The following is a 26,990-nucleotide window of genomic DNA, read 5'->3' as shown; positions in this document are numbered from 1 at the left end:
GTTACACCAGCCACGGGCAGACGTGGAGTTGGGCCGAACCGCGCCAGATGTTGGTGGCGCCGGCGCTGTTGCGGTCCGCCTCCAGCAGCTCGCGAGCCTTGGCCTCGTTGCTTGGCCCCACGATCAGGTGAGTGCCCTGCACACCCAGCGGCGATCCGTCCGGGCGGAACTGCTGGGCCAGCTTCACCCGCGCGGCGTCGTACGCCGTAGCGTCCAGCGTCTGCTTGGAGCCGTAGGCGAGCTGATGGAACCCGAAGCCCGCGTTGTAGCGCGCGTCGGCGCCGAACAGGTATTCGGCCATGTCGAACACGTGCGGGTCGTCGGGCCGCGTGCGGCTCACGAACTGGGGCTTCTTCCGCTCCTGGAAGATGAGCGGCTTCATGAAGGTCCGCGAGAGATCCATCAGGAACCACGGAGCGCCAGCACCACCGCCGGTGTTGCTCCAGCTGACCTCGGCGCCATCCTTGTCGTAGCCGACGTGGTCGGTGTCGAAGAAGTACTGACCATCAAAACCCTTCGTGGCGAAGCCACTGGGCAGCAGCGACCACACCAGGTCGTCCGGATGGCGCGCGACGATCTCGCCCTGCATCGCGAACACGTTCGAGTAGATGCCGAGCTTGTCGTCCTCGATCTGGTCGCGCTTGACCGCGATGGTGTGTTCCCAAGGCTTGTTCTTGAGCTGGGCGCTGGTCGATTCCAGGTTGTTGTACTGCCGCTGGCCGATCCACTCGCGCATGCCCGGCAGGTCCTTCATCCAGCCGTAGTTTTCGGCGTCGGAGGTGCTCGGGATGAGCATCGCGATCAACTGGTAGGTCGATGCGACCGAGCCGAAGCCGCGCAGGAAGGCCGCATTGAAGCCCTGAGCGAGGGCCTGGAGATTGGCGGGGGTGATGAGCATGACGGGGTCTCCGTTACTGGCCGAGGCCGATTTGCACCCACACGCCGTCGCTCTCGACGGCGACGATCTTGCCGGCGCGCGAGCGGGTGTTGGAGCCGTTGGTTTTCGCCACCGTCTGGTCATCGACGATGTAGCAGTCCGCGCCGACGTCGGCCTGGGCGATCAGGTCGGTGCTGGCGCTGTTGCCGAACTTGAAGGTGCCGCGGCGGACCTGGACGGTGATGGCGCCGTCGGCGCCGCCGGTGTTGTCGGCGGCCTCATCGGCACGGCCGACGGCGATCAGGGTGGTTGCCACCGAGCCGGGCGCAGCGAATCCGGCCGAGAGCACAACGAGCGCGCCGGCGAAGATCTTGGCGTTGGCCTTGACCGGAAAGCCGAGGACGGCGCCGGCGCGCTCCATGGTGTTGCGAGGGGCAGTGAGAGCAGCCATGTCAGCCTCCGATCTTGGCCTTGTTGAACTCTTCGGCGGTCAGGCCCAGGACCTTGCAGACCGCGAGATCAGCGTCCGACGGACCGCCGCCGCCCGCACTCGGGTTGCCACCACCCGACTGCATGCCCTTCAGCGCGGCGATCGCCGGCGCCGTGCTCACGTAGGAGCGCAGCGCGGCGATGTCGCTCTTGCCGAGGGCGCTGGCCCACTCCCGCTGGGCTTCGACGAGCTTGCCTTGGGCGATCGCGTCCTCGATGAGGCGCGCGGCCTCGTCGCCATTGACGCGGGCCGACAGCGCGGCGACCTCCGTCTGCAGCGCCTGCATGGTGGCCACCGGCACGTACTTGGCCGGGTCGGGCGCGGCGGACTTCAAGGCGGCGATCTGGGTGTTGGCCTCGTCGGCGCGGACCTTCAGCGCGGCAACCCCGGCGATGGCATCGGCCTCGCTGGTGGTGTCGGGCAGGCCGAGCGCGGCGAGCAGCTTCTTCAGCGTCTCGTTCACGTCAGGGTTCTCCTGGTGGTGGGGGAAAGCGGATAGGCGGGCCGACAGCGCGGCCATGACCGGCTCATCGATTGCGGGGATGTTGGTCAGCGCGACGTGCGCCAGACCGAGCACCTCGCCCGTCGCGGGGTCGTAGGGGAAGACGGGGGACAGGTAGCGGTATTCGTCCGATGCGATCATCGCGCCGGCCTTCGCGGTCCATCGAATGGCGCCATACAAGCCGGGCTCGTCACCGCCTTCCTGGAACACCAACGAGCGCGGGTCGATCCAGCCGGCCGCCGGCGCGGGCTGACCGTTCTGTTCGGTCAGCAGCAGCTGGTGCTCGTAGTCGATGGCGATGTCGGTGCCGCGGGAGGCGTTGGCCGCGATGATGCGAGCCGCGCCTTGGGGCGTGAGCCGCCAGGGGCCGCTGCCCGTGAGGGCGCCGCGCGGGGCGTCGAACTCGCCGGCCGGGATCAGCCGGGAGAGCGGTTCACCGGCCTTTACGCGCAGAGCGCAGGCGGCGAGGGAAGGGAGTGCGGTGCGGGTCTGGGTTGCCATGCCGCCGATGATCGGTGGCGGCTGGCGCTATACGGGAGGGGAACTACTTCGGACGCCCGCAGAGAGGGGCAGAATCGCAGGGGCGGTAAGTCACGCCCCAAATCGCACATTACGCGACGTCTAGTTCATCGTCCTTCGGCTCCGCGGGAAGCGGCACGCCGGTAACCATGCTGATCTTCTCAAGAACCTTCCTGACGGTTGCAATGTGAGCATCCACTTCTTGCCTAGACACTGCCTGGACAACCTCATAGTCCGCCAACTCGCGCCCCGCCTTTAGGTCCCGTAGCAGCCAAGCCACCGATCTCCCTTGTGGCGTGGCTAGGGCCACGTACCGGCCGATGAGGTACTCGTGACTCCCACCTTTAACTGATGAGCGATCGATCAGGGGACAGCAGCCCTCTGCGCAAAAAGCGGCCCAGTGATACGCGGCGTAGTACGCCCGGCCCATGGCGACCCGCAGTTCAATCTCAGTGGCTGCCTTGCGCGCTAGTCCTTCAGCAAACGCCAGAAAATCAAAGGCACTGACACTCACTTTGGCATACCCATGCAAGCAATGGTGAGCACCTCCCCAACGTGATCGAGATTCGCCGCTACAACCGCATCAGCAATTTCAAAGCTCGTCTCGACGATGTCATCGGTCTGACCAACGACGCAAATGGTGACTCTCATCGTCCCGTCCGGGGTGATGCCAGTGGTCCAACCACCCGCGATCTTGAATCGCCGAGCCACGACGGCCGAGGCAACTTCCATCACTTGCGCCAGATCTTCGTACGTTAGACCGCTCTCTGCCATGCGCTCACGTAGGCGCGCTCGTTCTGGCAATCGAAGCAGGCTCCTTTCCTTGGCCGCATACATTTCGGGAGCCTTTAACTTATCGAGCATATCGATGAACCGCTCCGCCAGGTCGTACCGTAGCGTTGCGCTGGCGGATCGAGCTGCCTCCGACAGCACTTCGAAGTCACCCGGGTACTTCTCAGCGAGTTCGATCGAGGCCTTTAGGCTGTCGCTGAGACGGCAAGCCGTGCGGAGCAAGATCGCGTAATTGAGGCGAACCAACAGAGAGGAAGACAGGCGAAGGGCATTCTCCATGGCCTTCTCAAATCCCTCCACGTCGGATCGCAGCAACCGCACCGCTCCGTAGACCATGTAGGCTGCATCGACATCTACGCCCGACTTCATCTGCCGTTGTATGTCCCGCTCCAACAAGTTCAACTGGAACTCGTTGGGCACGGGGTCATCCATGAGCTTGCGAAGTCGATCTACAAAATCCCCGGTCTTCGGTAGAGGCGCGGCCATCTCGTCCGTGAGTGCGCAAAAAAACGACTTGCATACTATCCGCAGACCCTCGGGTGGTCCATGGAACCCGTTACTTTTTTGTCTGGAAATTGAATGAGGGGCGTTAACTTTGACTTGCAGTCGACAGGAGATGTCTCTCGAGCACCTCTAGAACCGCCACGATGCCCGACTCGTCCAAACCCAGAAACGGCCGCGCCGGGATACGCCCATCCCGGCTACCAAACTGATGCACCGCAGCCCCGCCATCCCACTCCCCGCTGAACCGGTTGGTCCCCACGAAGAGGTCGAGGCCTTCGACCTGGTATCGGATCGTGTCCTGCAGCACGCCGCTGTCCACGAGCGGCTTCTTACCCATCGCACGGCCAGCGCCCTTGCCGGAGAGGCGCCCGTCCTTGCCGAAGTTGCTCTTGCTTCGCCCCAGGTAGTGCAAGAACGTGGCCTCGCTGTTCGGCACCCAGCGACTGCCGTCCGGCGCGGTGCTCGTCTCGAACCGGCGCTTCGTCGCTTCAACCAGGTCTTCGCCGATCTCGCGGAGCGCCGGCGCCATGCCCTCGGGGCCGGCTGCGCGCAGCAGGCGATCCAGATGGGCCAGCACCGGCGCCACGTCCAGTTCGATTGCAATTCGGTCTGCCATGCGCGCCTCTCCGGATCGGGCTATGATGTCCGCACGAGGCGGTTGTTTCCAATGGGAACGGTTAGGGGCCGACAGGTCGCTATGATCCGGTTCGAATCCGGCGCCGCCTCATCCCCTACAGCTTGATGTAACGAGCCTGCTGCAAATCGCCGGCCTCGACGACGCCGCCAGTGCGGACGAAGTTGGACGTTACCTTCGAGCGCTTGCCCTGGCTGTCCTTCACCTTGTCCCGGTAATTGATCCGCACGAGTACCTTGCCCACGGTGCCTGCGACGTCGATCGCATACGCCAGCGCGGGGTCTTCCGCGTCGTAATACACGTCGGCTGCGTCGAGTAGCCGCGGTAGATCCCGCCATACCTGGAGCGGCAGCGACGCTTGGCGGTTCGTCTTGGTGTCCCGGAGTGCGTGCAGCAGCTCAGTATCGCGCAGCCAGATATCGGCGCTCTGCATCGGGTGGCCCAGCTCGGCCAGGGCGGTGACAACCTCCGGCGACACGGCGGAGACCAGCGCGGCCTCTCCCCCGGCCTGCATTGCGAGCGCGACGCGGTCGATCATGTCCGCGAGCGCAAGGCGCTGCTCGGCAGCGATGGCGGGCTGCAGCTCAGCCCACATAGCGGCACCGATGGGAGCGTCCAGGTTGAGCAGCTTCTGTTCGACCAGTTCGCGCAGCGGCCGTGTCGAGTTCGCGCCCGGCGCGTAGGCCCAGCCCTTGTCGATCCCGGGAAGGCTCCCATTGCCGCCTGCCGTGTTCCATCCGTCGGGCGCTTCGGTGGCGTCGCCGGCCTGCGGCGCAACGGCTGCGGTGACGCGGCAGCGGCAGCCCCAGCCGTTGGGCGGAAAGTGCGTGCGCCAGAAGGGGTGGTCGTGGCGCAGCGTCAGCCGCATGTCGCCCCAGCGCTTATGCAACGGCCGGGGGCTGAGCACGCTGTCGTTGTGGACGTAACGCCAGTAAGGCCGCTCGGCGAGCAGCGCCGGATCGGTGAGCTGAGCGTAGCGGCCTGCGGCGTAGCTGGTGCGCAGGTTGGTCTCGTAGATGACGCGCGTGCGCCAGGCCTCGCCGGCGTTGCTGCCTTCCCCCGTCCAGCCCGTCCAGCCGCGTTGCGCGACGATGCGGCGGAAGTCTTTGCGGAAGGTTTCGAGCGTGGTGCCGGTGGCGATGGCCTTATCTACTGCCTCGCGCAGATCGGCCAGCAGGTCGGCTTTGGTGGCGCCGGCGACGACGAAGGCGCGATCATGAGCTTCCTGCCAGATGTCCTGCCACGTATCGGTGGGCAGGTTGAGCTTGCGGCGGAAGAACTGCAGCTGCTCGGCAAAGGGAAGCGAAAGGGCGCCTTCGAGGCGGGTATCTGCCATTTCGATCTATCCGGCGATGTGCGACAGCCCGGCAAAGGCCGTTACTACCCCGTTACTCGGCGCCAGACGCCTCGCGCCGGTACGACGACGGCGGCCCGGTCTGGAAAATCGCACCATGAGGCTGTAAACCGATTTCCCTTCAGCGGCCATCCTGCACCTCGCTACGGCCCGCCAGATTCATCGCGGCCAGCGCGATGGCGAGCACGCTCACCATCTGCTCGGCGGGCAGGCCGGCGTAGCGCGCGAGCAGCTGCTCGCGGAACTCTTCGAGGCTGTCGGCCTGGGCCAGCATCGCCTCGATGTCGTCGCGCCAGGCGAGGATCTGCGCCTCGGCTTCGCGGCCCAGTGCTCCATTGGTGAGGTCGGCGGGATCTGGCGCGGGACGGACTCCGGGCTGTGCCAGCGCGGCGCGATGCCAGCGGGCCGCGAGCGCAGCCTGATCGGCCGGCGGCAGCGCCCCAACGGGGGGCGGAGGCTCCGCCGCCGGCGGAGCACCAAACACCGCCTCATCCTCCTCCGCCTCGGGAATGCGCAGCTTGGTGTGCACCCAGCTCACGGGAATCCGCGCGCCGCCCTGTGCGAGCTTGGGCAGCGCGTCCGCGTAGGCGGCCATGTCCTCGGCCTCGCCCAGGTCGAACACCCACCGCGGGCAGCGGCGGTAGCTGTCGATGCCGCCGCCGTTGAGCACGATCAGCGGATACACCAGGTCACGGGTCAGCGTGCCGGCCACCTGTCGCGCGTCGGCCACCAGGATGTCGTGGCGTACCTCGGCGTGGAGATCGGCGACGCCGCTGCCCAAGCCGGTGGCCTTGGCCTCGGCGCTGAGCACCTGGCCGAGGATGGCTTTGCTCTGCGCGCCGTCGGCCCAGGCCACCATGTTGAGGTGGTGGCTACCCTCGCCGCCGCCGGTGATCTTCTGGATCTCCAGCGACATGCCGTCGGGCATGATGGCGCGGGCATCGTGCCCGAGGGCCGTCACTGCCCGCATCAGGCTTGCTTTCTCCTCGGGCGTGGCGCCCGCCATGTACTTGCCGACGATGATCGGCAGACCGTAGGTCTCCAGGAACTCGGCGAAATCTCCGATCGCATAGGCCTTGTAGAGGAAGGGCCACAGCACGGCGCGGAACAGCCCGGCGCGGCCGAGGTAGCCCGTCTTCACCTTGCGGTGCTGGTGCATCACCCAGCCCATGGGCGTCGGCACCGCGCCGTCGGCCGTACCGTCGTTGAGCCGCAGCTCGCGGCGCGTGATGTCGGTCCGGAACCAGGTCTGCGGCCGCGGGTGGAATTTCGGAATCCACTCGCCCTCGATGCGCTGCCACTCGATCTCGATGGCAGCGAAGCCGTGGCCGGGCGCCTCCATCATCTGGTCGATCAGGTCTTCCAGGTCATCGACCGCGTCGCGCAGCAGCGCCTCGATGCGGGCGGCGAGCATCTTCTCGCGCGCGCCGGCGCCCTCCGGCGGCTCGATGGACCAGTCCAGCGTGAGTAGCGCGCCGCGGCGCTTGTCGTACTCGCAGCGCAGGTGGGCGTCGCGGTCGTACATGTCATCGAAGAGGCGGTGCTGGGCGACGATGTCGCCCTGGTCGGCATCGCGCAGGATGCGGGCCGCCTTGGCCGGCGTCAGGCCGTCGAGCTGCGACTGCACCAGCTCATGCTGCAGCGCTGCGATGCGCGCGGTCTGCGGCTCGCGCAGCAGGCCGGTGTCGATGGGGTTGCCGTGTTGGTCGATAATTTGGGCCATGATCTATGCCTACTGAATTTGGAGCCCAAAATGGACCCCAGCGACGCAGTTCTGAAGCCCTCTGACTGGCTGTCGATCATTGCAATCGTGGTGTCCTTGCTGAGCTTCATAGTCTCGCTGTGGGTAGCCATGCGTGACCGAGCAATCGTTGAAGCCCAAGCGACCGCCGTTATCAGCGGCGACAGCGGGGAGTACTACGTCGTCGTAGTCCGGGCAGCCAATGTGGGAAAGCGGCCGATCGCGCTGCGAACGCTGTGGGGGACGTACACGAACGGCTGTCGCTCTGGCTTTGATATTTCGGCCAACAGGGCCGCGCTCTCCGAGTACGGTGCCTATGAGGAAAGGGTCCATAAGTTCGACGGCTTCATGGTGGTCGAAAGCGACGACGGCACTTTCGCTGACCTCGTTGATCTGTACTTCGAAGATACGGGCGGTGGCCACCACCGCGTTAAGGGCGCAAAGGAAGCGATCGCCTTGGTACGCGGTAGCAAGCACCCCTTTGGAATGCGGTAACGCGGCCATCAGAACATCCTCCGCGACTCGAACCCGCCGACGTCGTCATGGGCCTCGTTGCGGCCGTGCCGGCCCAGCGACTGAAACCCGCTCGCGCCCACCCCCGCCGTCGTCGCCGCCATCCACAGCATCTGCAGCATGTCGGGGCCGTCGTCGTGGTCGGCCTTGGGGAAGTGGCGCAGCTGGTCGATCAGCGTGGTCTGGCTCGGGTGGAGCCGGATCAGGCCGTTGGCCATGTGCGGCTGCAGGCTTTCGATGCGCAGCAGCTTGTCGGTGAGCGGCTGCACCCCGCGCGCCGGCACGTGGATGCCGCGCGCCGCAGCGCGCTTCACCAGCTCCGAGTACAGAAACGCTTGGAACTGAACCGTCTCGATTACCCAAAGCAGGCAGCGGTACTCTGCCTGGTAGGCGATCACGTCTTCGATGATCCGGTCGGGCAGGCGCTTCTTAATGCCGGCCTCGACCACGTCGAGGATGCCGGTGGCGCGGTTGTAGCCGCCGACGCCGATCGCCGACGGGTCGCGACTGGCGCCGGCCTTGCCGAGTGACGGGTCGCAGGCGCCGAAGAAGATCCACTCGCGTAGGCGATTCACCCAGAAGGTGATGACCTTGGCGAAGGGCGCGTTGTCGCCGGCGACCGGGTCGTTCTGGTATTCGCTGTCGAAGGTGTCGTGGCCGTCGCGGGCGCGGATCTTCATCAGCGCGAGCAGCGGGCGGGCGGCCCAGCTGCACTGGGCGCCGGCTTCCATCGCGTCGCGGTGTTCCTGGTAGAACGCGTCGGCCTCGTCTTCGCCCTCGTTGCGCAGGCGCTCTTCCCAGCGCTCCCAGAGGTCCATGCGGTCCGGCCACTTCAGCAGCGCCTTGAACTTCGCGGACCGCCACAGCTTGTTGGCCAGCGTGCGGTTGAGCACTGAGTCGTAGTGCAGGATGGTGCCGATATACACCACGTCGAACTTGGCGCCGGCGCCGCCCAACGGCAGCACTGTCTTTGTCAGCCAGCTTTGGAGCTTGTCGCGCTGGTCAGGGTTGCGCACTTGCTCGTCGTTCTCGATATCGTCGAGCACGGCCAGGTCGGGCCGGTACGGGCCGTGGCGCAGGCCGCGCAGCTTCTTGCCGGAGCCGGCCACCTGCACCTTGGCATCGCCACGGGTAACGATGGTGCCGGCCTGCCACACCCGACCCTGGCCGACGGCCTCGGGGAAGTCCATCTGCAGGCGCGGGTTGAACTCCAGCTCGGCCTTGATCGCCTCCAGCATCGGATACGCCTGGTCGATGCTGTCCATGACGATGACCGGGTAACGCTTGCGGCCGGTGATCAGGCACCACAGCACGAAGAGCTGCGACACCAACGTGCTCTTGGCCTCGCCGCGCGGCGCAGCGATCGCGTCGGTTTCGCTCTTCTCGCTGGCGACGATCTCCGACAGGCGGGCGAACAGGTAACGGTGCAGCTCCGACTTGTGGGGGCTGCGGACGTAGTGCGGGAAGTAGGTGCCGATGAAGTACTCGAAGTCATCCCACGCCTTCTTGCGGCGCTTTTGACACTCGGCCGGATCCGGATCGAAGCCGGTGACCTCGGCCTCGATCCGCGCGCGGAAGGACGCGGCGAGGTTGGCGAGGTCGGCGAGGAATGACTTTCGACTAGACTTCACGTCCGGAAACCAAACGCCAAGGACACACGCCCATGCTCGACATGATTGCTACCGGGCTTACGGCCCTCTCGACCGCCCGGGACCTCGCGAAGGGTATTGCTGGCCTGCGAGAGGACATAGCGGTCCAGATGAAGGCTGCCGAGCTTCTGACGATCATTGCGGACGCCCAAGGGAGCCTTATCGAAGCACAGGCGAAGATCTTCGAGCTTCAATCGGACTTGCGGCTCGCGAAGGAGCAATTGGCAAAACAGGCAGATTTTGACCGCTACCGCCTTTGCGAGCCGTATCGTGGGACGTACTTGTGGAAACTGCGTGATGACATGCGTGATCCTGATGAGCCGTCCCACTACGTTTGCCCTGTCTGCAAAGAAGACGGAACGCTCTCGCACCTTTCCGGCCCTGACGACTACAGCACGTCGGTAGAGTGCCCACGCTGCAAACGCAGCTTCAGCGTCCGGGAAACCGCGCCCAGGTCGCTTTACGACTAAGAGACTCTTACGAACACCCTTAGCCATACGCCCTCGCAATCTCATCCCCGAACGCCTCGATCTGCTCGACGAACTCCCCGGCCAGCGCCGGCTTGCGCTTGGCGATGAACTCACCGAAGCGCTTGAGCACATCCATGGCGATGGCGAGCTTGTCGGTCTCGGGCATCAGCCGCTTCGAGACGGCCATGAGTTTGTGGTAGGCATCGGCCAGGCTGGCCAGCATCTGCACCTTGGTGGCCGGGTCCATGTCGGTGGCGAGGTTGATGCTCTCCACCGTGGCCTGCACCTGCTGCACGACCACAGCCAGCGTCTGGCGCACCACGTCCTCGATGCCGCCGCCAGCGAGCAGCTGGGCGCCGCGGGCGCGGTCCCAGTCGTCGCCGGCCTTCTTGGCTTCGGCCTTCCAGCGCCGGGCGGTGGCCACCGGCACGCCTTCCTTGACCGCAGCGACCTCCAGGCCCAGCTGGTCGAAGACGTAGCCGGCGCGCACGGCGCGGCGGGTATCGTCGGGGTGGGCCATGTCAGGCTTGCCCCGGCTCCGGCCGCTTCACGCCCGGCACCTGGGCGCGGCCGAGCACCACGTCAGCGCCGCGGTCGCTGAGGGTGGCGACCTCGTTGCTCCACGTGATCAGCCCGGCCTCGGCCAGCCAGGCGCAGTCGATCAGCAGGCGGTCGAGGCTCGCCGCGTAGCCCACCAGGTTGATCTGCTCGCGCAGCGCGCGGGCCGGCATCATGTAGGACGGCGCCACCATCAGGGCGGCGAGGATGGCGCGGCGGCGGTCGAGTTCGACGAGTTGTGCAGCGGTGGTCATTTCATGCCCCTTTCGGTTATGCGGCTGAGAATCAGGCGCACCGTGTCGCCCAGCCCTTTGATCTCGCCCTCCATTCGGCTGGAGGTGTTGGCGACCTGGTTGATCTTTTCGTGCATGTCGCCCAGGTCGGCATGCGTCGGGCCGCTGCGCGCCTCGACCGTGGCGATGCGGCGCGCATGGTCGTCGAGCCGCTCGTCGTGGCTCCTTTCGAGGGCGTCGATGCGAGCGTGCGTCGTGTCGCGCTTCTTCTCCAGGTAGAGCCAGACGGCAATACCGAACGTCACCGCCTTCTGCGCGATGTCGAGGTAGAAGGCCAAATCGGTTGCGATCATTCGGTTTTCCTTGCTTTGCACGTCGCGCTTGCGACCTGCCACTCCTGCTCGACCCCATGGCGATTGACCAGGACCGTATGGATTCCCAGCGCTTCGAGCTGCCCCGCAAGCGACGTGACCGTGCCGCGGTCCATGTCGCCGTGGGCCGCGAATACGCGCGCCCGGCCGTCGCCGAGCATGAAGATCGAGCACACCATCTCGTAGGCGTGCTTGTGGGCGAAGCCGTCGGGCGCGACGTAGCCGCGGCCGACGTACATCACCGGTTCAAGGTGGATGTGCAGGGCCATCAGGCGCCCTCCTGCATGGTGAGGACCGCGGAGAGCGCGAGGATCTCGCCCGCGGTGGTGGTGGCGAGGCACTTGAGAACGTAGGCGTTACCGTCCGGTCGGCCGGCGGCCATCTGCAGCACCAAGTGGCCCTGGACAACCAGGTCGCCGACCTTGACCGCTTCCGGGTCGGAGTCTTCACCAGCCAGCGTTGTGATACTGATGGTGGCGCCGGACAGCGATTCGCCGGGATTCAAGTCTTCGGCAAACGACCAGGTGAGGACACGGCGCGCTGCTGGGTCCAGGGGGCGAAAGCGTTCCATGGCCTACCTCCCCACCCGGTAACGGTGACGCACGCAAGCGACGTGGTAGCGGTGCTGGCTGCGCACCAGGTACTCGCCGCCGCCCGATTGCACGGTGAAGCGCGGGTCTGCCACGAGCAGCAGCGCCTCCTGCAGCAGCGGCGCAGCGTCACCGCGCGCGAGAGCGCCACCGACGGCTGCGAGCGGGATCTGCACTGCGACCAGACCTGAGCCCATCGCTTGCACAAACCCCTCCGCCGTGAGCGTGGTGGTGACCGACACCAACGCGCTACCGGCTGCGGACGCTGCGCCATCGGCCTGCAGGGCGACTGTGATGGTGAGCAGTGCCGAGCCCGTGGAGATCGCTCCTCCGGCGGCTGCGACGCTGGCGCTGTGGGCAGCGCTCGGCGAGGCGGAGCCGCCGCTCTGTGCGCTACCGGCCGCGGCCGCCGCGAGCAGGGCCGCGACATCCGCATGGCCGTTGCTTGCGGCGGCGCCGGCAGCCGCAAGCAGCACGTCTGCGCGCACGCCGGCGGCGCCAGCGGCGTGCGCCAGCCCGAGCGCGGAAAGGGTGACGGTGGCGGACAGTGCCGCTTCGCCGCCGGTTGTGGCAATGCCCGCGGCCGACAACGGCAAATCCACCCTGGGGGCCGCGGTGCCGCCAGCGAGCGTGATGCCGACGGCCGCCAGACCAACGACGAGCGAGGGCGTGGCTACGCCGCTGGCGGCAGCGCTGCCGGCGGCGGAAAGGTCGTACTCGCCGCCGGCGGGCACCTCTCGGTATGCCGGAACGAAGCGGGCGTTGCCTGCGGACGTGTAGGCGCTGCTGAGGCGGGCAGACTTCATAGGACACCCGCCTCAGCGAAGAACGTATCCACCTGGTCGTCGGTCCAGCCGAGCGTGCCCACGATTGCGAGCACCAGCGGATTGGTGCGCTCGATCTCGCGCGCAAACTGCCACTCGATCAGGGCGGCGGTACGTACCGGCTCTGCGAGTTGGTCGAGCGCCGCTTCGACGCCGGCGAGGAGGCCGTGCTTGAACAGGTACAGGCGCGCTTGGCGCTGCGTGATCGACGTCGCCGCGGGGGGGACCGCCAGCGCGACCATGGCGGCGTCGAGCGAATCAAACCAGTACCAGCCGTCGACCGGATAGCTGTAGGTGTCGTGCATCTCCGCCTGCAGCTCGAAGCCCGGTCCGGCCACGAAGTTTGGCGCGGTCAGCAGCGCGCTCGCCTCGTCGTCTCGTTTGAAGAAAGGCATGCGTTACCCCGTGACCGTCCAGCCCTTGGCGGTGGCGATCGCGCGATTGGTCGCGCCATCGCTGGCACCCGGGTTGCCGGTGATGGTGATGGTCCGCGCGCTCACGGTGGGCAGCGCAGTGAAGATCTCGTTGAGCGCCGCAGCCGACAACCGGCAGGACGCATACGAGTGCGTGAGGCCAAATCCAGAGACACCACAGCGGGCAAGGGATGGGCAGTTCGAGAACGGCGTGGTAGCGGCCGTCACAGCGCTGAACGCGAGCGAGCCGATGGACTGGAGCGCCTGGCAGTTGGCGAACATGTTGCTGATCGTCGTGATCAGCGTGCCGCCGGTGAAGCTCGGCACCCGTTGCAGTGCAGTGCAGTTGTTGAACATCGACGCGACGTTTACCGCCGCCGTCAGGTTGAACGGCGGTACCGTGCGCAGGTTTATGCACCCGGAAAACATGCTGGAGAGGTTGGTAACGTCCGCTGTATCCAACAGCGGAACCGTTTGCAGCGAGCTACAGCTCACGAACATGTTGGTCATCAACGTCGCAGAGCCCGTGTTGATAGCCGGGATACTCTCCAACGTGGTGCAACCGTTGAACATGTTGGTGAAGTTGGTTACTGCCGCAACGTCCAACAATGGAATGGTGCGCAGGCTAATGCAGCCGCTGAACATCCCAAGGACGCTGGTCGCCGAGTGCGTGTCTAGCAGAGGAATGCTCTGCAGACTTCGGCAGTTTGTGAACATGGTGGCAAAGCTGGCAGCTGAGCCCAAAGCCAGCTTCGGTATCTGAACCAGCCTCGTGCACTCATAAAACATGTTGTCAGCAGCGGTAACGGTACCCGTCTGAAAGAAGGGAATCCCGCGGAGCGCCGAGCATCCGTAGAACGCCGCTGAGAGTGACGTCACGCCACCAGCACCAGACAGCGATACTGACTGCAGCATGATGCAGTAGTAGAACATGTAGGCCAGGCTGGTGAGCGCACTACTACGCAGGGTAAAGCGCTCCAACCAGTACAGCCCCATCACAGTGGTGGTCGTACCAGGATAGGTGCTGGACCCAAGCCGCAGGTCAGTGAGCGCCGGGCTACCGATCTCTACGTCCAGCCACTGCGTACTCTTGACGGCCGAGTACTGGGTCGGCCTGACGTTGAGAGAGAGCATCGTCAGCGACTGCCCGGCCTGTGGCGTGACGGTCACGATCACTTGGCGATAACCACGTGACGAGGTGGTATCGGCTGAGATCGAGGAATAGGTGTACTTGTGCTGGCACTGGGTGCCGGCAGCGGAGTTCTGCAGCGCGCTCCCGTCGCCCCAATCCACCGTGTAGGCGCCCGAGGCATTGATGGCCACGTAGTTGGAGTCGTCGTCGGTGATCGCCAACAGGCCGACGAACTTTTGTTCGGTCGGCCCCACAGTGGGCAGCACCAGCCAGTCAGCCGGGCGCTCCCAGGAATCTTTGTAGGTGAGGCGTGCGCCGCCTGTGGCGTCCTCGGTGGTGATCTGGCCGGCGAAGATCAGCGAGTCCTGGTCATCGACGGCATCAGCCTTGCGCAGCAGCAGGAACCCAACGCCTCCAACCGCGTGACCCGAGACGTCCTGCAGATCAAGCGACAGCCAGCCAGTGGCGTCCGTCGATAGCCCGCTCGCCCGGCCAGTCGGCGCGACGAATTCGATCGGATCTTCCGCGTCCCACCACAGCGCGGTGATACCGCCCACATTGGCGAGCGGAACATCTGCGTCGTCGTGCAGCTGGACCCGGGCGTGGACGGACATGGCGGATCAGTCGTCGATGGAGAACTGCAGGGTCGCGGCCGGAAACTTCACGGTAACGCCCGCCCGATCGACGTCGAGCGGCAGTGTGATCGGCAGGCAGATCCACGCGTTACCGGCGGTGCTAGCGTCGTAGAAGCGCACCGCCCGGATAGTGCTCCACGCGGCGGTCGTCTCCGGCATCGAGATCAGCGCGTTGTTACTGGTGGTGCCGCTGGTACCCGAGCTTGCCGTGGTGGTCCCTACCCCTTGGGTGCCGGCCCAGTTGGCAAGACTGGCGGCAACGGCCACGCGCGCATAGGCACCGCCGCTCGGCTCGGTGCCGTTGCCGGCATCGGTGCAGGTGTCAGTGGTAACGCCGACGTACCAAGTAGCCGGCGCGCCCAGCGTCTGGCCGCGCAACAGCGCGTCGAGCGTCTTGTTCTCGCCGTGGTCGGTGAGCGATCCGGCGCTGGCCGGCGCGGCGATCGCCAGCCCGGCCACCAGGAAGGCGGCGACGGCAATGGACCGGAGGGAACGCTTCATTGCAGATCTCCTGAGCTGGGGGTGTTGAAGTCGATCAGGGCGTCGAGCTGGCGGACGCATTTGCCGTACTCGCCGGCCGCGCCGGTTGCCCAGAGGCTGACGTCGGTGTCGGTAGCGGCTTCGTCGCCGGCTGCGCGCTGCGCGGTATCGGCGGCAGCGTGGGCGGCATCCGCTGCAGGAGCGACGCCGGCGGCCGTGGGCAGTCGAGCGGGGGCGATGCCGGGGGCACGGTCGAGCAGGCGGAGAGCAGCACCATCAAGGCAGCGGCGGCCGGTAGTGATGTGGGTGAGCGCATCGGCGAGATCCTTCTGCAGGGCGGTGGCGGTGGTGTTTGCCGCGGCGAGCTGGGCGGTGAGTTCGTCGCCGCGGGCCTTGGCGACCTGATAGCGATCGAGGGCACGCCGCACGAGCTTTTCCGAGAACTCGGCGTGCTCAGTACGGAGGTCGGCAATCTCCGCGTCCTTCACCAAGGCGACCAACCAACCGCCCGCCGCGGCGCCGGCGGCGAGCAGCGCGATCGCCAGCACCAGGCGCGAGGCGTCGCCCACCTGGGCCACGTATTGCGCGACCGGGCTCACAGCCGCACCGCCTGGGTGGTCATCACCCGCAACACGGCATTGGCGATCGGCAGGACGAAGGCCATCGCGCGATAGAAGTTCACCGGCAGCATCGGCTGCAAGATGCCGAACGCGGCCTCGGCGGCGATCAGCGCGGCGGCCAAGGCGTTGAGCTGCAGCGTGCGGCTCTTCCACCAGCACTTGCAGTCATCGAGGGCGGGAGTCGGCTCCATCAGGCGGCCTCGGACGCAGCGTCGTCGGGCTGCTCGCGCACCACCAGGGCGTTACCGCCGTGCAAATGGACGGTGGCGGTAACGCCCGGAGGAACCACTTGCGCCTGGACGGGCGCATCCGAGACCTGGCCGTAGGGATCGACGTAGAACTCTTCGGCCAGCAGCGCGCGGTGGCTCTCGGCGTCGTGATGGGTGATGGAGACGCGGATGGTCATTGCTGAACCTCAAGGATGTGGCCGTCGAGCGGCGCCATGTCGCCGGCGAGCCAGTCGGCGACGCTGAAGCCGGGGCAGGTCTTCTTGGCGCCGGTGTCGCGGTGGCCGCAGATGCCGCGCCAGCCGTTCTCGGCAGTGGCGAACTGGCGGGGAATGCCGTAGGTGGCGCAGAGGTTGGCGACCTGGTCGGCGAGCGTGACCCACTGAGCGCAGCTGAACTTGTCGGTGCCAACGAGGCAGATGCCGACGCTCTTGTCGTTAAAGCCGCGCGCGTGCACGCCGGCCTCGCTCAGGTGGCGCCCGGTGGCGGGCGCGCCGTTGGTGTAGATGACCCGGTGGTAGCCGATGCTGGTGAGCGTGGGGTTCCACTTGCGGGCTTCCGGCAGCGCGGGGGCGCGTTTGTAACCCGCGTCGCGGTGCCAGTGGTCGATGTCCACCGTACTGGTCCAGCGCCCGTTGGGCGTGGCCGCACAGTGGATGACGATGAGGGAGATTTTGCGGGCGGTGACCATGCCGCCGATGATCGGCGGCGGGCCGTGCCCCGCGACAGATGAACTAGTTCAGGATGGCGCTATCGCGGGCGCTGCCCCTCAATTCACGCCGACGACGTTCCCGCTGACATCCAAGGTGAACGTCTTGTCCTCGATTACGTAGCCGCCGAAGCTGTTTCGAGCGCGGTAGCGCAGTCGCACAACATAGGTGCTTCCCATGTCGACCACCGGCCCCCAGCTGATGGCCTCGAACGATTTTGGATCCTTCAGGTAGTGCTTCATGAAGGACTCGACCTGCCACACCGAGCCATCCCACGCGCTGTTCTTGACCGGGTTCTTGGCCTTGCGGGATGCCAACAGTTTCGCTCGGTCTGCCTCAAGCCGGGCCTGCTGAGCGCGCTGAACTTCAGCGTCCGCCTTTCGCTTTTTCTCCTGCGCGTCGGCGTCCTGCAAGCGTTTGTACTCCGCCTCGATCTCCCGACGCATGTCGTCAGAGGTTTGGGCCGCCAAGGGCAGCGGAAGGCAGGCGACAGCAACAGCTACCAGCGCAAGAGACTTCACTGCGGCCCTCCTAGCGGGCAAAGCACTCACTGAAGTGCTTGTCCTTCAGCTCCTTCATGCGGTCGTAATCGCGCTGGCGCAAGGCCGGCGAAATCCACTGGTCTTTCGTGGATTCGAGCCGCTTCATCTCAGTTTGGTAGCCCTCGCAGCGGCGCCGCTTAGCGTCCTTCTCCGCCTGCACCTGGTCGGAGATGGCGCGAGTCCTCCGCTCCGCGGCGAGGCGCTCAGTGTCGTTCTCGACGTTGATGGCCCTTTGCCGTGTGGTTTGTTCGACGGCCCGCTGGCGGTCCTCGTCTGTCGGCTGATGCACCTTCAGATCCACGGCGGCTCCTGCCCCTGAACAAGGTTCCGCCTGATAGACGATTCCCTTTTCACCCTTGCACTTGAACACCTGCGCGTGGGCGGGCATAGCGAGGGTGGCTAGTGCAATGACAACGGCGCGGATCACGTCAATCCCCTTTGCATGGATGCGCCGATTGTATCGACGTCGATCCACCCCATGCCGTGAGAATTTCTCAGAACAGCCCCAATTGGCCGCCTTGCTCCAGGACGACGCCGCTCTCGTTGTCTGGCCGCTTCAGCACCAGGCTTACCCACCGAGTCGTGCAGTCGAACTCCAGCGCAATCTCTTCCAGGGTCGCCCCATCGTCGCAACGGGCCTTCATCGCCCGCATACGGGCGCGAGCGATCGCCGCCTTGCACTTCGGAATCACCAAGGTGTCACCGCCGTACTCGGCCACCAGAGCATTGGCGCCTCTGGGGCCGACGACTTCCACCAGCCGCTCGTAGCGCGCGGCGCCGGCACTGTTGTTGTCGGCACCCTTGGGTACCGGGTACGGGATTCCGCCCAGTTCCCTGATCAAGGCCTCGGCCTTTGGCCAGCCCAGCAGTCGCACCAGATCGCGGGCAGTCGCCGGTAGATCCGAGTCGAGGATAGGCGGGGCGGGCTTCTTCATCTCAGCGGGCGGCCTTGTATTGCAAAGTCCGATTCAGCGCGCCGGCAATGTTCTTCAGTGCTGCGGTATCGGCAAAGTCGACGCACTCGGCCCAGCCGTTGCGCTTGGCGATGGCGTCGGCGTACTTGAGGGTATGCACCTCGCCGGTGACGCGGTGCAGTTCGGCCAGGAGCGCGTCGATCTTGGAGAGCAGTGGCGCGCGGTCGGCGGTGGGCGTGGTGCGCTTGCGGCCGGCGTAACCCTGGCTGCCCCGGTTCAGGTGGTCGAGCACCTGTCCGAGCTGCATCAGGGTGCAGCGCGCCAGGCTGTCGCAACCGGTGAGGTTGCGCACCAGCGCCCGGCGCGCGTCGTCGTCGATGCCTTGCTGCCGACAGGCCGCGAAGATGGCGCGCTTGCGCAGCGCCATGCGCTCGGCCGGGGTTTGGGTGCGCGCGCTCATGCTGCCGCTCCCTGGGGTTCGAAGTCCGGCAGGCGTTCGATGCTGCTGCAGGTTTTCCTTAGGTGACGGCACAGCGCCTTGGCGTTCGGCCAGAGGGGGTCAAACAGCTCCGATGCGGCGGTGGCCATGCTGGCATACGACGCACGGAGTTCTTTGTGCATCCCGCGCTTCCTGGAGCGCTTCGTCAGCTCGGCGCGTTCCGCGGCCGAGTAGAGGTAGCTCTTACGTGGCCGCCAGAACTTGCGGTAAGGCCCGTCATCCTTGGAGAACATCAGATTCCATTCGATCACGCCGTCGATATAGGCAGCGATCACGTAGCGCAGCCCCTTGCCTTTCTCGACCGATAAGGTCAGCACGTGGCCATCCGCCTGCAGGCGAACCCGGCCGTACGGGTGGGAGAGCGACGCCTCGACGTCGCGCCATTCTTGCGGGGTCATCTCATTCCTCCTCGATCGGCATGAGCCACAGGAGGCCGCGCAGCAGCAGATCGGCGATTCGGTCGGCGAGTTGCGACAACATGGCGGCCTCCTGGGCGTTGGGGTTGGCGTTACCAGACTTGCCGGATGACCCGCGACCGTTACCGGGGCAGGCCATCGAGCCAGGCGGGTATCAGTCGGGATTGAGGATGTCGTTGAGCGCCTTGCCGGCGGAGAGGCGCACGGTGACCTTCTCCGGGATCTGCACCGCTTCGCCCGTCTTGGGGTTGCGGCCAGTGCGGGCGGCACGGGTGCTGCTCTTGAGCTTGCCGAGCACCGGCAGCGTGACCTCGCGCTCCGTGTAGGCGTCGCCGCTGGCCAGGTGGCGGGCGATGACGACGCCCTGCGAATCGAGCACCTGGCGAACGGTGGCCTTGGGCAGGTCGGTGTGGGCGGCGATCGCCGCGGTCAGTTCTGCTTGGTTCATGTGGTGTGTGCTCCTGGTTGTGAGTGGTGCCGGTTCCCGGCGGCTGTAAAGGCGCCCTTTGCTTCTTCCGTGCCGGCTGGTTCCGTTATGTGCCCGACGGTTTCCTGCGGTGTCGCAACCACTAGGGGGTGGCAGCCCGGAGGGCCGCTGCATTGGTGATCCGCCATTTGCTGACGCCGCGTTCGTAAGGCGGGGTGTCGATGCGCTTGGCGGTGTCGAGATCGCTTGCGCCCCACAACTTTTCAGCCAGACGCTCGGCGGCACGGGCCGGTGACGTGGTGCTGGCGGCGTAGACCCCGAGCACCTTGCTGGTCCGGTAGCTGCCGGCGCTGTCGCGCACGGTGATGTCGACGCTGATGAGCGTTTGAGGCGTGGTCACGGCTGCGTCTCCGGCGGGCAGATCACTGCATGGACGTCGGCCATGGGTGAGGGCAGCACGGCAGCGGCCTGGTCGCGCGCGAGCGCTACCCGCTTTCGGCCTGCCGCGATCGCGCGCTCGAATCCCATGCGGCCACCGTACCGGGCGACCAGGTCGTTCAGCCGGGAGAGCGCGCCTTCGCGCGTCAGCGCGAAGGTGATCTGGTAGCCGGTCACCGGGTCGCTGATGGTGGTGGAGCCATCCGTCGAGAGCACGGGCGCGGCGGCCGTGCCTTCGACGTGCGGATGCAGCGCGAGGCCGAAATCGACCACCTCCGCCTCGACCTCCATACCGAGCGCAACGTCACCTTTGCCGCTCCAGAGCACGGGGCAAAACTTCACGCGAGGGACTTGCGTGTCCATCACGCTGCCTCCTTGCTCTTGGCCTTCGCCTTGCCCTTCTTCACCGGCGCCTTCTCTTCTTCGCCCTGGCGGCGCATGGCGTCGCTGATGAGCGCTTGAGCGAGCTTCTCGACGTCGGCCGAGCCGACGGTGATGAAGGGGTTGTCGGCGCCGCTGATGCGAGAGATGCCGAGGCTGCGGTGGGCGTCGGCGTCGAGTTGCGCCAGCGCATCGACGACGAGGGTTTCCTGTGTACGGATGAGGATGTCCGCCTGCTTGGGCATGAGGGCGCGGATGCGCTTGATGAGGGCGTCGTCGTCGCCCCAGTCGAGCTGGTCTTCCGCCTTCCGGTAGCCGGCGCGCACGCCGTTGATGGCAAGGCTGCGCGGCTTGATGAAGAGCTGCGGCGCGCTTTCGAGCAGCGACATGAGGGCGCGGTGGGCGGCGGCCTCTTCGTCGGCCGCGGCATCGAGGCTGGTGCGGTGGCGGTCGTAGATCGGCTGGATCGCGGCCTTGATCTCGTCTTGCAGCAGGCTGGCGCGGGCCGTGGTGGCGGTATGGGCAACGGCCAGGCGGTCGGCAGCGAGGCGGATCTGGTCGAGGGTGATGGCGGGCTTGGTCATGGGGTGGTGCTCCTGTCAGTGGGCGTGCGAGGCCGCGGCGGTGGCCGGGCCGGAGAGGATTGCGGGCGGGGGGAGGACGGCCGTTTCGCGCGGCACGCCGAGGAGCAGCGCCAGGCGCTTGACGGCGTCGGCGGGCAGCAGGGTGATCTCGTCGCCGTCACACACGCTGAGCGACCCGTCATCCCACAGCGCGAAGCGGACATCGGGGCTGGGCGGGACCGTCTGCACGTCGCCCGCGACCAGCTCGTGCACCTGGATGTCGTCGTGGCGATAGGCAGGCTGCTCCGGCGTCACCGCCTCAGGTGCGGCGGCGTCGATGGCGGTGGGGTCGTAGATGCGGTCCGCGGTCTGGCCCGGGAGGCGGATTCGATCCACCTGGCCGGACGCGATCATGGCCTTGATGAGGTAGTCGGTGCCTTGAGTGGTGAGGCTGAGCCTCCCGGCGATGGTGCTGACGAGCAGCCCATTGGCTGCGGTTCGGCCACGCACCATTTCGGCGATGCTGGCGCGATTGAGGCTGGCGGATTCGCGGGTTTTCTTCGGGGCTGCGGTGGTGGTCATGACGGGTTCCTTTACAGCGACGGTCTTGGGAGGGGCGATGGCGGCGCTGCGCGGGGCGTGGGCATCGCGGACAGCGCTGCGCCGCTGGGGTACGAACAGGCGGGAGAGCACGGCGGCGGTGACCCGGCCGACGTTAATGACGACGCCAGTCGGCCAGATGGCCAGCCAGGGGGCAGCGTCCGTGGCCGGCCGCTGCACGTGCGCCGTGGCGATCTGGCGCGTCTGGATGAGCTGCTCCAGCGCAGTCCAATAGGCGCTGGCGTCGCCACCGACGATGGCGAGCACGTCATCGGCGCTGGCCGGCTGCTTGCTGCTGGCCTTGGCGATGGCTGCGAGGATGCGTTCCTCCAGCGAGACGACGGGATCGGGGGCATTCACGGCCGGGTCTCCGCAAACACCACGGCGCTGCAGGTGCCGAGGTAGGCCTCGCGATAGACCTGCGCGATTGCGATCGCCTCATCAGCCGTCGCCATCGCCTGATCGGCAACATCGAGCGCACGGGCCTCGCGGTGATCGCGCACCAAGCCGGCGGCGACCACCCCCATGCCGAAGGCGATCACGAGCGGCAAAACCACGCGCTCGATGAATTCGGGTTCGAGCCACTTCATGACTACACCTCCGGTTTGTGGGCGCAGGTCTGGCAGCACTTCCAGATGCGCATGGCGAGTGGGTTGTGGGTGGGTGCGGCGCCTTTGGCCAGACGGCTGCATTCGCTGCGCGGCTGCGGGTGTCCGGTGGCCGGGCATTCGGCGACGACGTAGAGCCGGTTGATGACCCGACCGACGAATGCCTGCGGCACCGGGTCTTTCTTGCGGCTGAGCACCAGGGAGACGTAGGTGCGCGAGACGCCGAGGCGATCCGCGACCTTCGTGATGCCGCCGACGCCAGCCGCGGACACGGCGCGTTCGAGCAGCGCACGCCAATCGGGGGCGTTACTGTCCATGGACGGTGTCCTCCTCGGTAACGGTGGGTGCCCACACGACTTCCTGCAGGTTGGCGTCGTAGATGACGTCGGCGCGGCAGACCATGGGCGGCTTGGGGCCGGTGTTGCGGTCCGGGCGCAGGCGGTAGCGCGCCTGGATGCCGGTGCCGCCCTTGCCCCAGCCGCGGCCAATGGCGCGGCCTTCGGCGGTGCATTCCAGGTAGCCCGCCTTGTCGAGGTTGCGCAGGTAGTCGCCAGCGGCCTGCTCATCGACGGCAATCAGCTGGGTGGTGGCGTGGGCAGCCAGTTCGCGGGCGTTGATGTCGCCCTTGAGGAGGCGCAGCGTCCGCCACATCTGCTCTTGAGCGAGCCCCTGGGTGACGCGGCTACCGTCGCGGCGCAGGCGCGGCGCGTCGATGCCTTCGTCGCGCACCAGCCGGTACCACTTGCGGCACACCTTGGCACGCCCGCACAGCGGCTCCTCCCGGACGATGGCGACGATGCCGGCAGCGACCAGACACACCAGGTAGGTCTGCAGCGTGCGTGCGTCGATGACGTCGTCGAGTCCCTTGCCGTTGCGGGTGGCGAGGACGATCTCGTCGGAGGTCCATTCGGCGCCCGACTGGGCTCGAATGGCGTCCCACGCGCGCTGGCGTGGGCCGACGCCGCCCCGCAGTTCGATGGTGGGCTTACGCGGCATGGAAGTTCTCCCGCAGCGCGCCCTGGACAGCCTGGATGACTCGTAGCACGTAAGCCTCGTGCTGCTTACCGCGGCTCAGGCCCACCCCGCACATCAGGTTGCCGCGGAGATATTCGGCATCGCAGGATGCAAAGAATTGCTCGACGGTCTTGCCGGACATCGCACCCCAATATCCGACCCAGGCCCGGTCATAGCAGGAAATCGTGATCCGGCCCTTTCCCGGGGCGTAGTTCTCCAGGTACACCCGGATCGGGTCGAGCCCCGGCGCCTCGGTAATTTCAAGCCGCCTGACAACGGTCTGCTGGATGAGCATCACACCCCCCTGCGCGGCGCGTCGCCGGTGTAGAGCGGGCGATCGCCCCACGTGCCGAGGGTGACCGCGTCCCAGCCCTCGACGGCAGCCTCGTCGGCGATGTTGGCGAGATTCACCGACACGCGGCGCACGCTGCCGGCGGCGATGTTGACCAGGTGGGCGAGCAGGTCGGAGCCGAGGCGGATGTCGGGGCAGTAAATCGGCGCCAGGGCTTCTGCGTCGGCCATGCTCACCGGCTGGGCGGGAATCCACGACAGCACGCGGCTATGGAAGCGTTCCCACTTCTTCAGCTTCTGCGGCAGCAGCTCTTCGCCGAGCAGCAGGATGGGCGCGGAGCCACCCCCTTCGTGCAGGTCGCGCACCAGCTCGACCATGCTGTCGCTGCGGACGCAGTAGTCGAACTCGTCGATGATCAGCAGTCGGCCGGAGGCGGCGAGCTGGGTGCAGGCTTGGTCGAGCATCTGCGGGATAGTGCCCATGGGCTTCATGCCCATTTCGAGCAGCACCTTCTCCAGCAGCGTCTTCCGGGTCCAGGCGCTGCGCATCTGGACAAAGTAGGCGCGGGTTTCGTTGGCGACGGCCAGGGCGGCGGTGGTCTTGCCGTAGCCGGCCGGGCCGTAGAGCGCGGCGAGGCCGGGCAGGCCGGCGGTGCGGCCGGTGAGGCGTTCGGTTGCGGTGCGGACGAGTTCCAGATTGTGGATCTGAGCGGTCTGTGTCATGTTCTGGCCTTGCTAGTTGGAATCTCAGGCCACCCGCGTTGCCGCGCAGGTGGCCGTTTTTTTGGCTTGCGCCTTGTACTGGGCGCTATTCGGGTAGGTGCGGTGCCACCGCGCATCGGCGTCTGAAACCTCTTCTCCATTGGCAATGCGGGCATCCAGGGCGAGCCAGTCGCGGTAGTTGTCGTCGGGGCTGCGGTCGCCGCGGCTCTTGGGCTGGATGGATGGGATGTCGGGCGGCGCCACCGCGGGGGTGGCAGCCACCTCTGTGGCCTGCGCGATCGCGGCCCGCTGGGCGAGCATCGCGTCGGGCTGGATGACACGGCCGGCGATGACTACTTGCGCTGCAGCCGGCGCTGGCAGCGCCGCGCCGCCATGCAGCTCGGCCAGGATCTCTTCGCGCTTGGTATCCACACGGGCGAGACGGCCTTGGGCGCGCTTCTGGCGGGCTTGCTCCACCACGGGAACCGGGAAGTAGTGGCGGGCGTTCCCGTTGACGTCGGCGGTGCAGATGAAGCGGCCGTCGGGCGCGTACACCCACACCTTCGAGGCGTCGTGGATGTCGTAGGCGATGTGCGCCTCCAAGCCGTGAAACTCCTCCAGCTCGCGGGCGAAGTAGATGTTGTTGAAGAGGCGGATCTCGGCGCGCGCGAGCGTGCGGACCACGCGGGGACGGAAGAGCGTGGCGAGTTCGTCCGGTTCGAGGAGATCGGGCTTCCAGCCCTTGGCCTCGTGGGCAGCCCAGACCAGGTCCGGACTCGAATTACCAAGGCTGCGGTGCGCTCGGGCGTTGTATTCGGCGATGCGCTCCTCGCACCACTGCACGAACAGATCCCACGGCATGAGGGGCATGGCGCCGCCATGCTTGAGGGCCTTGCGAGTGAGTTTGAACTGAGCCAGCCGCGCCTCACGGTCCATTGCTGCGCCCATGTAGGCCGGCAACTGCTTGGCGCCGGCCACCCACACCGTCTTGTGGAACCGCTCGATTACGCCGCGCGCCTGGGAGTTGTAAGGCAGCGAGTAGGACGGGGTAGCCCCGAGCCGCCCGAGCAGACCGACTGCTTCGTCGCCTACCTCCACGTTGCGGAAGCCGGAGCCGTTATCCACGTAGAAGATCGCCAGGATGCCGTTACGCTCGACGGCATGGCGGATGGCGTCGACAACGCCCAACGCGGATTCAGCGAGCCCGACCGACCATCCGACGGCTCGGCGCGTTGCGATGTCGATGATGGTGGTGACCTCGGGCCGGAACGGTCGTCCGTGCAGGGGATGCTGCACCTCCGCGTCGAACGTATGACCGTCTGCGCTCCAGACGTCGTTTGGCCTCAGCGCCGAGAAGTCCCGCCGCACGAAGGGGCGGATGTTCTTCAGTTCCCGGTCTCCCATGCGACCGCGTTCGCGGGTGACGGTACCGAGCGTCTGCAGGAAGCGGCGCACCTGGTGAATGCTGGGGCGCCCTTCGGCGGGCCACTGTTCGCATGCGGCACGGTAGGCGGCTTCCACGCTCGGCTTCTGCGGCTGCTGGTAGTGGCACAGGAAGCTCTTCGCCCAGTCGGGCACGGTCATCGCAGCGCGGCGAGCCTTGGGGGCCAGATCGGTGGCGCTGAGCCAACGCTTGAGCGTGCGCACGCTTGGATAGCCATCACCGGCGCGGCCGCGTGGATCACGGGCGAGGCGGAGCATCCTGTCGAGGGCAGCATCGAGCTGACCCGCCCGAGCGGTGGTGAGCAGCGTGACCAGCGCGGCTTCCTGGCTGCTGCCCGATTCGTCCTGCAACCGCCGGACGGCTGCGATGACGCCGCTTCGAGCGTCTCGTTCAAGGCGTTGCCGGTCGGTGAGGTCAGCAAGGGCCGGGGCGGCAGGGAGGGAGACCGCCCCGGCAGAGGCCGCAGCAGCCGGAGGGGGAGCTGCTACGGTTGAGACACTGGTAAGGGCAAGTTCGAGCTGCTGCGCTTGCAGGGCTCGACGGGTATCGACCGGTAGGGCGGAAAACGCGTACTCCATTCCCTTACCGACAGGGCGCTTGCGGCCTTGCCACCCTTGGCGTTCTGCGGCAATCCGCACTCCTCGGTCAGTACTCGGCATGCCCGGAAGACCGGCGAGGTCTTGCGCGGAATACCACTCACGGACGGGGCTCATTCCGCGGCTCCGTCATCGCCAAACAGCGGCAGATCAGGCGTAGCAGCGCGCTCGACGTTGGCGTGGTGCCACGCCATGTCGTTCATGGTGCTGGTGAGCGCCGCGAGGGTGTCCGCGGCGTCGGCCTCGCCCTTGTAGAAGCGGATGAGCAGGCCGACCGCATCGGCGAAGCCCTGCTGCAGATTGAGGACGTCGGTCTCACCGGCGGGGCGGCCGCTGGGCATAGGAACTGCGAGAAAGTGTGCCGATGCCGCGAGGTATTCGGACACGTAGGTGGCGCCGCAAGCGTGTTCGAAGGGCCGGATGCTGATCGCCGGCAACCGACCCGTTGCGAGCCACTTGTACACGGTCGAAGTCGAGTGCTCGCCCATCAGGTCGCAAATGCGATCCATGCTGCGGTTGTGGCGGACGCGGGCGTGCTCGATGCACAGCTCCATCGCATGCACCAGGGAGCGAGCGCGGATGCGCTTCCAGTTTCGGCGGGTCATTGCGCCACCCCTTTGGCGGGTACGCGCAAAAATTCTCCGCGGCTGCAGCTATCCGAGGCCGGGAGGCCGCTCCTAGGATGGGAGGCATCGAAAAAGGAGATCGCCATGATCA

41 protein-coding genes are annotated in these 26,990 nt (G+C 66.6%); 2 read left to right on the top strand and 39 right to left on the bottom strand.

From position 1 onward, the window contains the following. Position 1: 1 nt before the first annotated feature. The 7 genes from dqs_RS03080 to dqs_RS03045 form a co-directional block, all read right to left on the bottom strand. Entirely contained in the window at positions 2-898 is an 897-nt protein-coding gene (locus dqs_RS03080; protein WP_065339632.1) for a Mu-like prophage major head subunit gpT family protein, read from the bottom strand. 13 nt (positions 899-911) lie between these two features. After that, positions 912-1,328, bottom strand: coding sequence for a hypothetical protein (locus tag dqs_RS03075; RefSeq protein WP_065339631.1), 417 nt, complete (start codon positions 1,326-1,328; stop codon positions 912-914). 1 nt (position 1,329) lies between these two features. Further along, complete coding sequence (locus dqs_RS03070; RefSeq protein ID WP_065339630.1) at positions 1,330-2,370, bottom strand: phage protease; 1,041 nt, start codon at positions 2,368-2,370, stop codon at positions 1,330-1,332. A gap of 528 nt (positions 2,371-2,898) precedes the next feature. After that, entirely contained in the window at positions 2,899-3,600 is a 702-nt protein-coding gene (locus dqs_RS03060; protein ID WP_157108136.1) for a hypothetical protein, read from the bottom strand. Between the two features lie 169 nt (positions 3,601-3,769). Further along, positions 3,770-4,300: a phage virion morphogenesis protein gene (locus dqs_RS03055; RefSeq protein WP_065339627.1), complete on the bottom strand. Its 531-nt coding sequence runs from the start codon at positions 4,298-4,300 to the stop codon at positions 3,770-3,772. Positions 4,301-4,415: 115 nt separating this feature from the next. Further along, a complete protein-coding gene (locus dqs_RS03050) occupies positions 4,416-5,654 on the bottom strand; it encodes a phage head morphogenesis protein (RefSeq protein WP_065339626.1) in 1,239 nt (412 codons plus the stop codon). Between the two features lie 139 nt (positions 5,655-5,793). Then, positions 5,794-7,395, bottom strand: a complete 1,602-nt coding sequence (locus dqs_RS03045; RefSeq protein WP_065339625.1) for a DUF935 domain-containing protein — start codon at positions 7,393-7,395, stop codon at positions 5,794-5,796. Between the two features lie 30 nt (positions 7,396-7,425). Between dqs_RS03045 and dqs_RS03040 the strand changes: the two genes are divergently transcribed. Beyond that, positions 7,426-7,908, top strand: a complete 483-nt coding sequence (locus dqs_RS03040; protein ID WP_065339624.1) for a hypothetical protein — start codon at positions 7,426-7,428, stop codon at positions 7,906-7,908. An 8-nt stretch (positions 7,909-7,916) separates the two neighbouring features. Here the strand turns inward: dqs_RS03040 and terL are convergent, their stop codons facing one another. Continuing rightward, on the bottom strand, positions 7,917-9,557 hold the full coding sequence (gene terL / locus dqs_RS03035; protein ID WP_065339623.1) for a phage terminase large subunit: 1,641 nt from the start codon (positions 9,555-9,557) through the stop codon (positions 7,917-7,919). Between the two features lie 32 nt (positions 9,558-9,589). Here terL and dqs_RS03030 point away from each other — a divergent pair, with 32 nt between their 5' ends. Then, positions 9,590-10,045, top strand: coding sequence for a Trm112 family protein (locus dqs_RS03030; RefSeq protein ID WP_065339622.1), 456 nt, complete (start codon positions 9,590-9,592; stop codon positions 10,043-10,045). A gap of 19 nt (positions 10,046-10,064) precedes the next feature. Here the strand turns inward: dqs_RS03030 and dqs_RS03025 are convergent, their stop codons facing one another. The 31 genes from dqs_RS03025 to dqs_RS02880 form a co-directional block, all read right to left on the bottom strand. Then, positions 10,065-10,565, bottom strand: coding sequence for a DUF1804 family protein (locus dqs_RS03025; RefSeq protein WP_065339621.1), 501 nt, complete (start codon positions 10,563-10,565; stop codon positions 10,065-10,067). A 1-nt stretch (position 10,566) separates the two neighbouring features. After that, on the bottom strand, positions 10,567-10,857 hold the full coding sequence (locus tag dqs_RS03020; protein ID WP_065339620.1) for a hypothetical protein: 291 nt from the start codon (positions 10,855-10,857) through the stop codon (positions 10,567-10,569). Next, entirely contained in the window at positions 10,854-11,189 is a 336-nt protein-coding gene (locus dqs_RS03015) for a hypothetical protein (RefSeq protein ID WP_065339619.1), read from the bottom strand. Before dqs_RS03015 ends, dqs_RS03020 begins: the two co-directional genes overlap by 4 nt. Then, on the bottom strand, positions 11,186-11,476 hold the full coding sequence (locus tag dqs_RS03010; protein ID WP_065339618.1) for a hypothetical protein: 291 nt from the start codon (positions 11,474-11,476) through the stop codon (positions 11,186-11,188). The genes dqs_RS03015 and dqs_RS03010 overlap by 4 nt, the downstream gene beginning before the upstream one ends. Next, positions 11,476-11,778: a hypothetical protein gene (locus tag dqs_RS03005; protein ID WP_065339617.1), complete on the bottom strand. Its 303-nt coding sequence runs from the start codon at positions 11,776-11,778 to the stop codon at positions 11,476-11,478. The genes dqs_RS03010 and dqs_RS03005 overlap by 1 nt, the downstream gene beginning before the upstream one ends. Before the next feature lie 3 nt (positions 11,779-11,781). Beyond that, positions 11,782-12,603: a hypothetical protein gene (locus dqs_RS03000; protein WP_065339616.1), complete on the bottom strand. Its 822-nt coding sequence runs from the start codon at positions 12,601-12,603 to the stop codon at positions 11,782-11,784. Continuing rightward, a complete protein-coding gene (locus tag dqs_RS02995) occupies positions 12,600-13,016 on the bottom strand; it encodes a hypothetical protein (protein WP_065339615.1) in 417 nt (138 codons plus the stop codon). Before dqs_RS02995 ends, dqs_RS03000 begins: the two co-directional genes overlap by 4 nt. A 3-nt stretch (positions 13,017-13,019) precedes the next feature. Further along, positions 13,020-14,780: a BspA family leucine-rich repeat surface protein gene (locus dqs_RS02990; protein WP_065339614.1), complete on the bottom strand. Its 1,761-nt coding sequence runs from the start codon at positions 14,778-14,780 to the stop codon at positions 13,020-13,022. 6 nt (positions 14,781-14,786) lie between these two features. Continuing rightward, positions 14,787-15,302 carry a phage tail fiber protein gene (locus dqs_RS02985; protein ID WP_065339613.1) on the bottom strand — a complete coding sequence of 172 codons (516 nt, stop codon included), beginning with the start codon at positions 15,300-15,302 and terminating at the stop codon, positions 14,787-14,789. Then, positions 15,299-15,880, bottom strand: coding sequence for a hypothetical protein (locus dqs_RS02980; RefSeq protein WP_065339612.1), 582 nt, complete (start codon positions 15,878-15,880; stop codon positions 15,299-15,301). The genes dqs_RS02985 and dqs_RS02980 overlap by 4 nt, the downstream gene beginning before the upstream one ends. Further along, the gene (locus dqs_RS02975; RefSeq protein ID WP_065339611.1) at positions 15,877-16,092 is read right to left on the bottom strand and encodes a DUF7940 domain-containing protein; all 216 of its coding nucleotides are present in this window, start codon (positions 16,090-16,092) and stop codon (positions 15,877-15,879) included. The genes dqs_RS02980 and dqs_RS02975 overlap by 4 nt, the downstream gene beginning before the upstream one ends. Then, positions 16,092-16,307, bottom strand: coding sequence for a hypothetical protein (locus dqs_RS02970; RefSeq protein WP_065339610.1), 216 nt, complete (start codon positions 16,305-16,307; stop codon positions 16,092-16,094). The genes dqs_RS02975 and dqs_RS02970 overlap by 1 nt, the downstream gene beginning before the upstream one ends. Continuing rightward, positions 16,304-16,819: an N-acetylmuramoyl-L-alanine amidase gene (locus tag dqs_RS02965; RefSeq protein ID WP_065339609.1), complete on the bottom strand. Its 516-nt coding sequence runs from the start codon at positions 16,817-16,819 to the stop codon at positions 16,304-16,306. Before dqs_RS02965 ends, dqs_RS02970 begins: the two co-directional genes overlap by 4 nt. Before the next feature lie 78 nt (positions 16,820-16,897). Next, positions 16,898-17,359, bottom strand: coding sequence for a hypothetical protein (locus tag dqs_RS02960; protein ID WP_065339608.1), 462 nt, complete (start codon positions 17,357-17,359; stop codon positions 16,898-16,900). Positions 17,360-17,369: 10 nt separating this feature from the next. Beyond that, positions 17,370-17,807: a DUF4124 domain-containing protein gene (locus dqs_RS02955; protein WP_157108135.1), complete on the bottom strand. Its 438-nt coding sequence runs from the start codon at positions 17,805-17,807 to the stop codon at positions 17,370-17,372. Between the two features lie 67 nt (positions 17,808-17,874). Next, entirely contained in the window at positions 17,875-18,315 is a 441-nt protein-coding gene (locus dqs_RS02950) for a Mor transcription activator family protein (RefSeq protein ID WP_065339606.1), read from the bottom strand. A gap of 1 nt (position 18,316) precedes the next feature. Continuing rightward, positions 18,317-18,754 (bottom strand): phage protein GemA/Gp16 family protein, encoded by a 438-nt coding sequence (locus tag dqs_RS02945; RefSeq protein WP_065339605.1) that lies wholly within the window; start codon positions 18,752-18,754, stop codon positions 18,317-18,319. Beyond that, the gene (locus dqs_RS02940; RefSeq protein ID WP_065339604.1) at positions 18,751-19,191 is read right to left on the bottom strand and encodes a hypothetical protein; all 441 of its coding nucleotides are present in this window, start codon (positions 19,189-19,191) and stop codon (positions 18,751-18,753) included. Before dqs_RS02940 ends, dqs_RS02945 begins: the two co-directional genes overlap by 4 nt. Before the next feature lies 1 nt (position 19,192). Next, positions 19,193-19,348 carry a hypothetical protein gene (locus dqs_RS20645; protein WP_157108134.1) on the bottom strand — a complete coding sequence of 52 codons (156 nt, stop codon included), beginning with the start codon at positions 19,346-19,348 and terminating at the stop codon, positions 19,193-19,195. A 15-nt stretch (positions 19,349-19,363) separates the two neighbouring features. After that, on the bottom strand, positions 19,364-19,657 hold the full coding sequence (locus dqs_RS02935) for an HU family DNA-binding protein (protein ID WP_065339603.1): 294 nt from the start codon (positions 19,655-19,657) through the stop codon (positions 19,364-19,366). A gap of 121 nt (positions 19,658-19,778) precedes the next feature. Then, positions 19,779-20,036: a hypothetical protein gene (locus dqs_RS02930; RefSeq protein ID WP_065339602.1), complete on the bottom strand. Its 258-nt coding sequence runs from the start codon at positions 20,034-20,036 to the stop codon at positions 19,779-19,781. Further along, the gene (locus dqs_RS02925; RefSeq protein WP_157108133.1) at positions 20,033-20,437 is read right to left on the bottom strand and encodes a hypothetical protein; all 405 of its coding nucleotides are present in this window, start codon (positions 20,435-20,437) and stop codon (positions 20,033-20,035) included. Before dqs_RS02925 ends, dqs_RS02930 begins: the two co-directional genes overlap by 4 nt. Then, positions 20,437-21,039: a hypothetical protein gene (locus dqs_RS02920; RefSeq protein WP_065339600.1), complete on the bottom strand. Its 603-nt coding sequence runs from the start codon at positions 21,037-21,039 to the stop codon at positions 20,437-20,439. The genes dqs_RS02925 and dqs_RS02920 overlap by 1 nt, the downstream gene beginning before the upstream one ends. A 15-nt stretch (positions 21,040-21,054) precedes the next feature. Beyond that, on the bottom strand, positions 21,055-21,978 hold the full coding sequence (locus tag dqs_RS02915) for a hypothetical protein (RefSeq protein ID WP_065339599.1): 924 nt from the start codon (positions 21,976-21,978) through the stop codon (positions 21,055-21,057). Continuing rightward, positions 21,975-22,208 (bottom strand): hypothetical protein, encoded by a 234-nt coding sequence (locus dqs_RS02910; RefSeq protein WP_065339598.1) that lies wholly within the window; start codon positions 22,206-22,208, stop codon positions 21,975-21,977. Before dqs_RS02910 ends, dqs_RS02915 begins: the two co-directional genes overlap by 4 nt. A 2-nt stretch (positions 22,209-22,210) precedes the next feature. Next, positions 22,211-22,543: a hypothetical protein gene (locus tag dqs_RS02905; RefSeq protein WP_065339597.1), complete on the bottom strand. Its 333-nt coding sequence runs from the start codon at positions 22,541-22,543 to the stop codon at positions 22,211-22,213. Then, complete coding sequence (locus tag dqs_RS02900) at positions 22,533-23,222, bottom strand: hypothetical protein (RefSeq protein ID WP_065339596.1); 690 nt, start codon at positions 23,220-23,222, stop codon at positions 22,533-22,535. The genes dqs_RS02905 and dqs_RS02900 overlap by 11 nt, the downstream gene beginning before the upstream one ends. Then, a complete protein-coding gene (locus dqs_RS02895) occupies positions 23,212-23,535 on the bottom strand; it encodes a phiTE_072 family protein (protein WP_065339595.1) in 324 nt (107 codons plus the stop codon). Before dqs_RS02895 ends, dqs_RS02900 begins: the two co-directional genes overlap by 11 nt. Then, on the bottom strand, positions 23,535-24,254 hold the full coding sequence (locus tag dqs_RS02890; protein WP_065339594.1) for an AAA family ATPase: 720 nt from the start codon (positions 24,252-24,254) through the stop codon (positions 23,535-23,537). Before dqs_RS02890 ends, dqs_RS02895 begins: the two co-directional genes overlap by 1 nt. 24 nt (positions 24,255-24,278) lie before the next feature. Continuing rightward, positions 24,279-26,336: a Mu transposase C-terminal domain-containing protein gene (locus dqs_RS02885; protein WP_065341621.1), complete on the bottom strand. Its 2,058-nt coding sequence runs from the start codon at positions 26,334-26,336 to the stop codon at positions 24,279-24,281. 50 nt (positions 26,337-26,386) lie between these two features. After that, positions 26,387-26,878, bottom strand: coding sequence for a hypothetical protein (locus dqs_RS02880; RefSeq protein ID WP_065339593.1), 492 nt, complete (start codon positions 26,876-26,878; stop codon positions 26,387-26,389). Positions 26,879-26,990: the final 112 nt, after the last annotated feature.

It is taken from the genome of Azoarcus olearius (assembly GCF_001682385.1).
In the GTDB taxonomy this organism is placed as follows: Bacteria; Pseudomonadota; Gammaproteobacteria; order Burkholderiales; family Rhodocyclaceae; genus Azoarcus; species Azoarcus olearius.
This window is presented reverse-complemented; position numbering and strand designations above follow the sequence as displayed.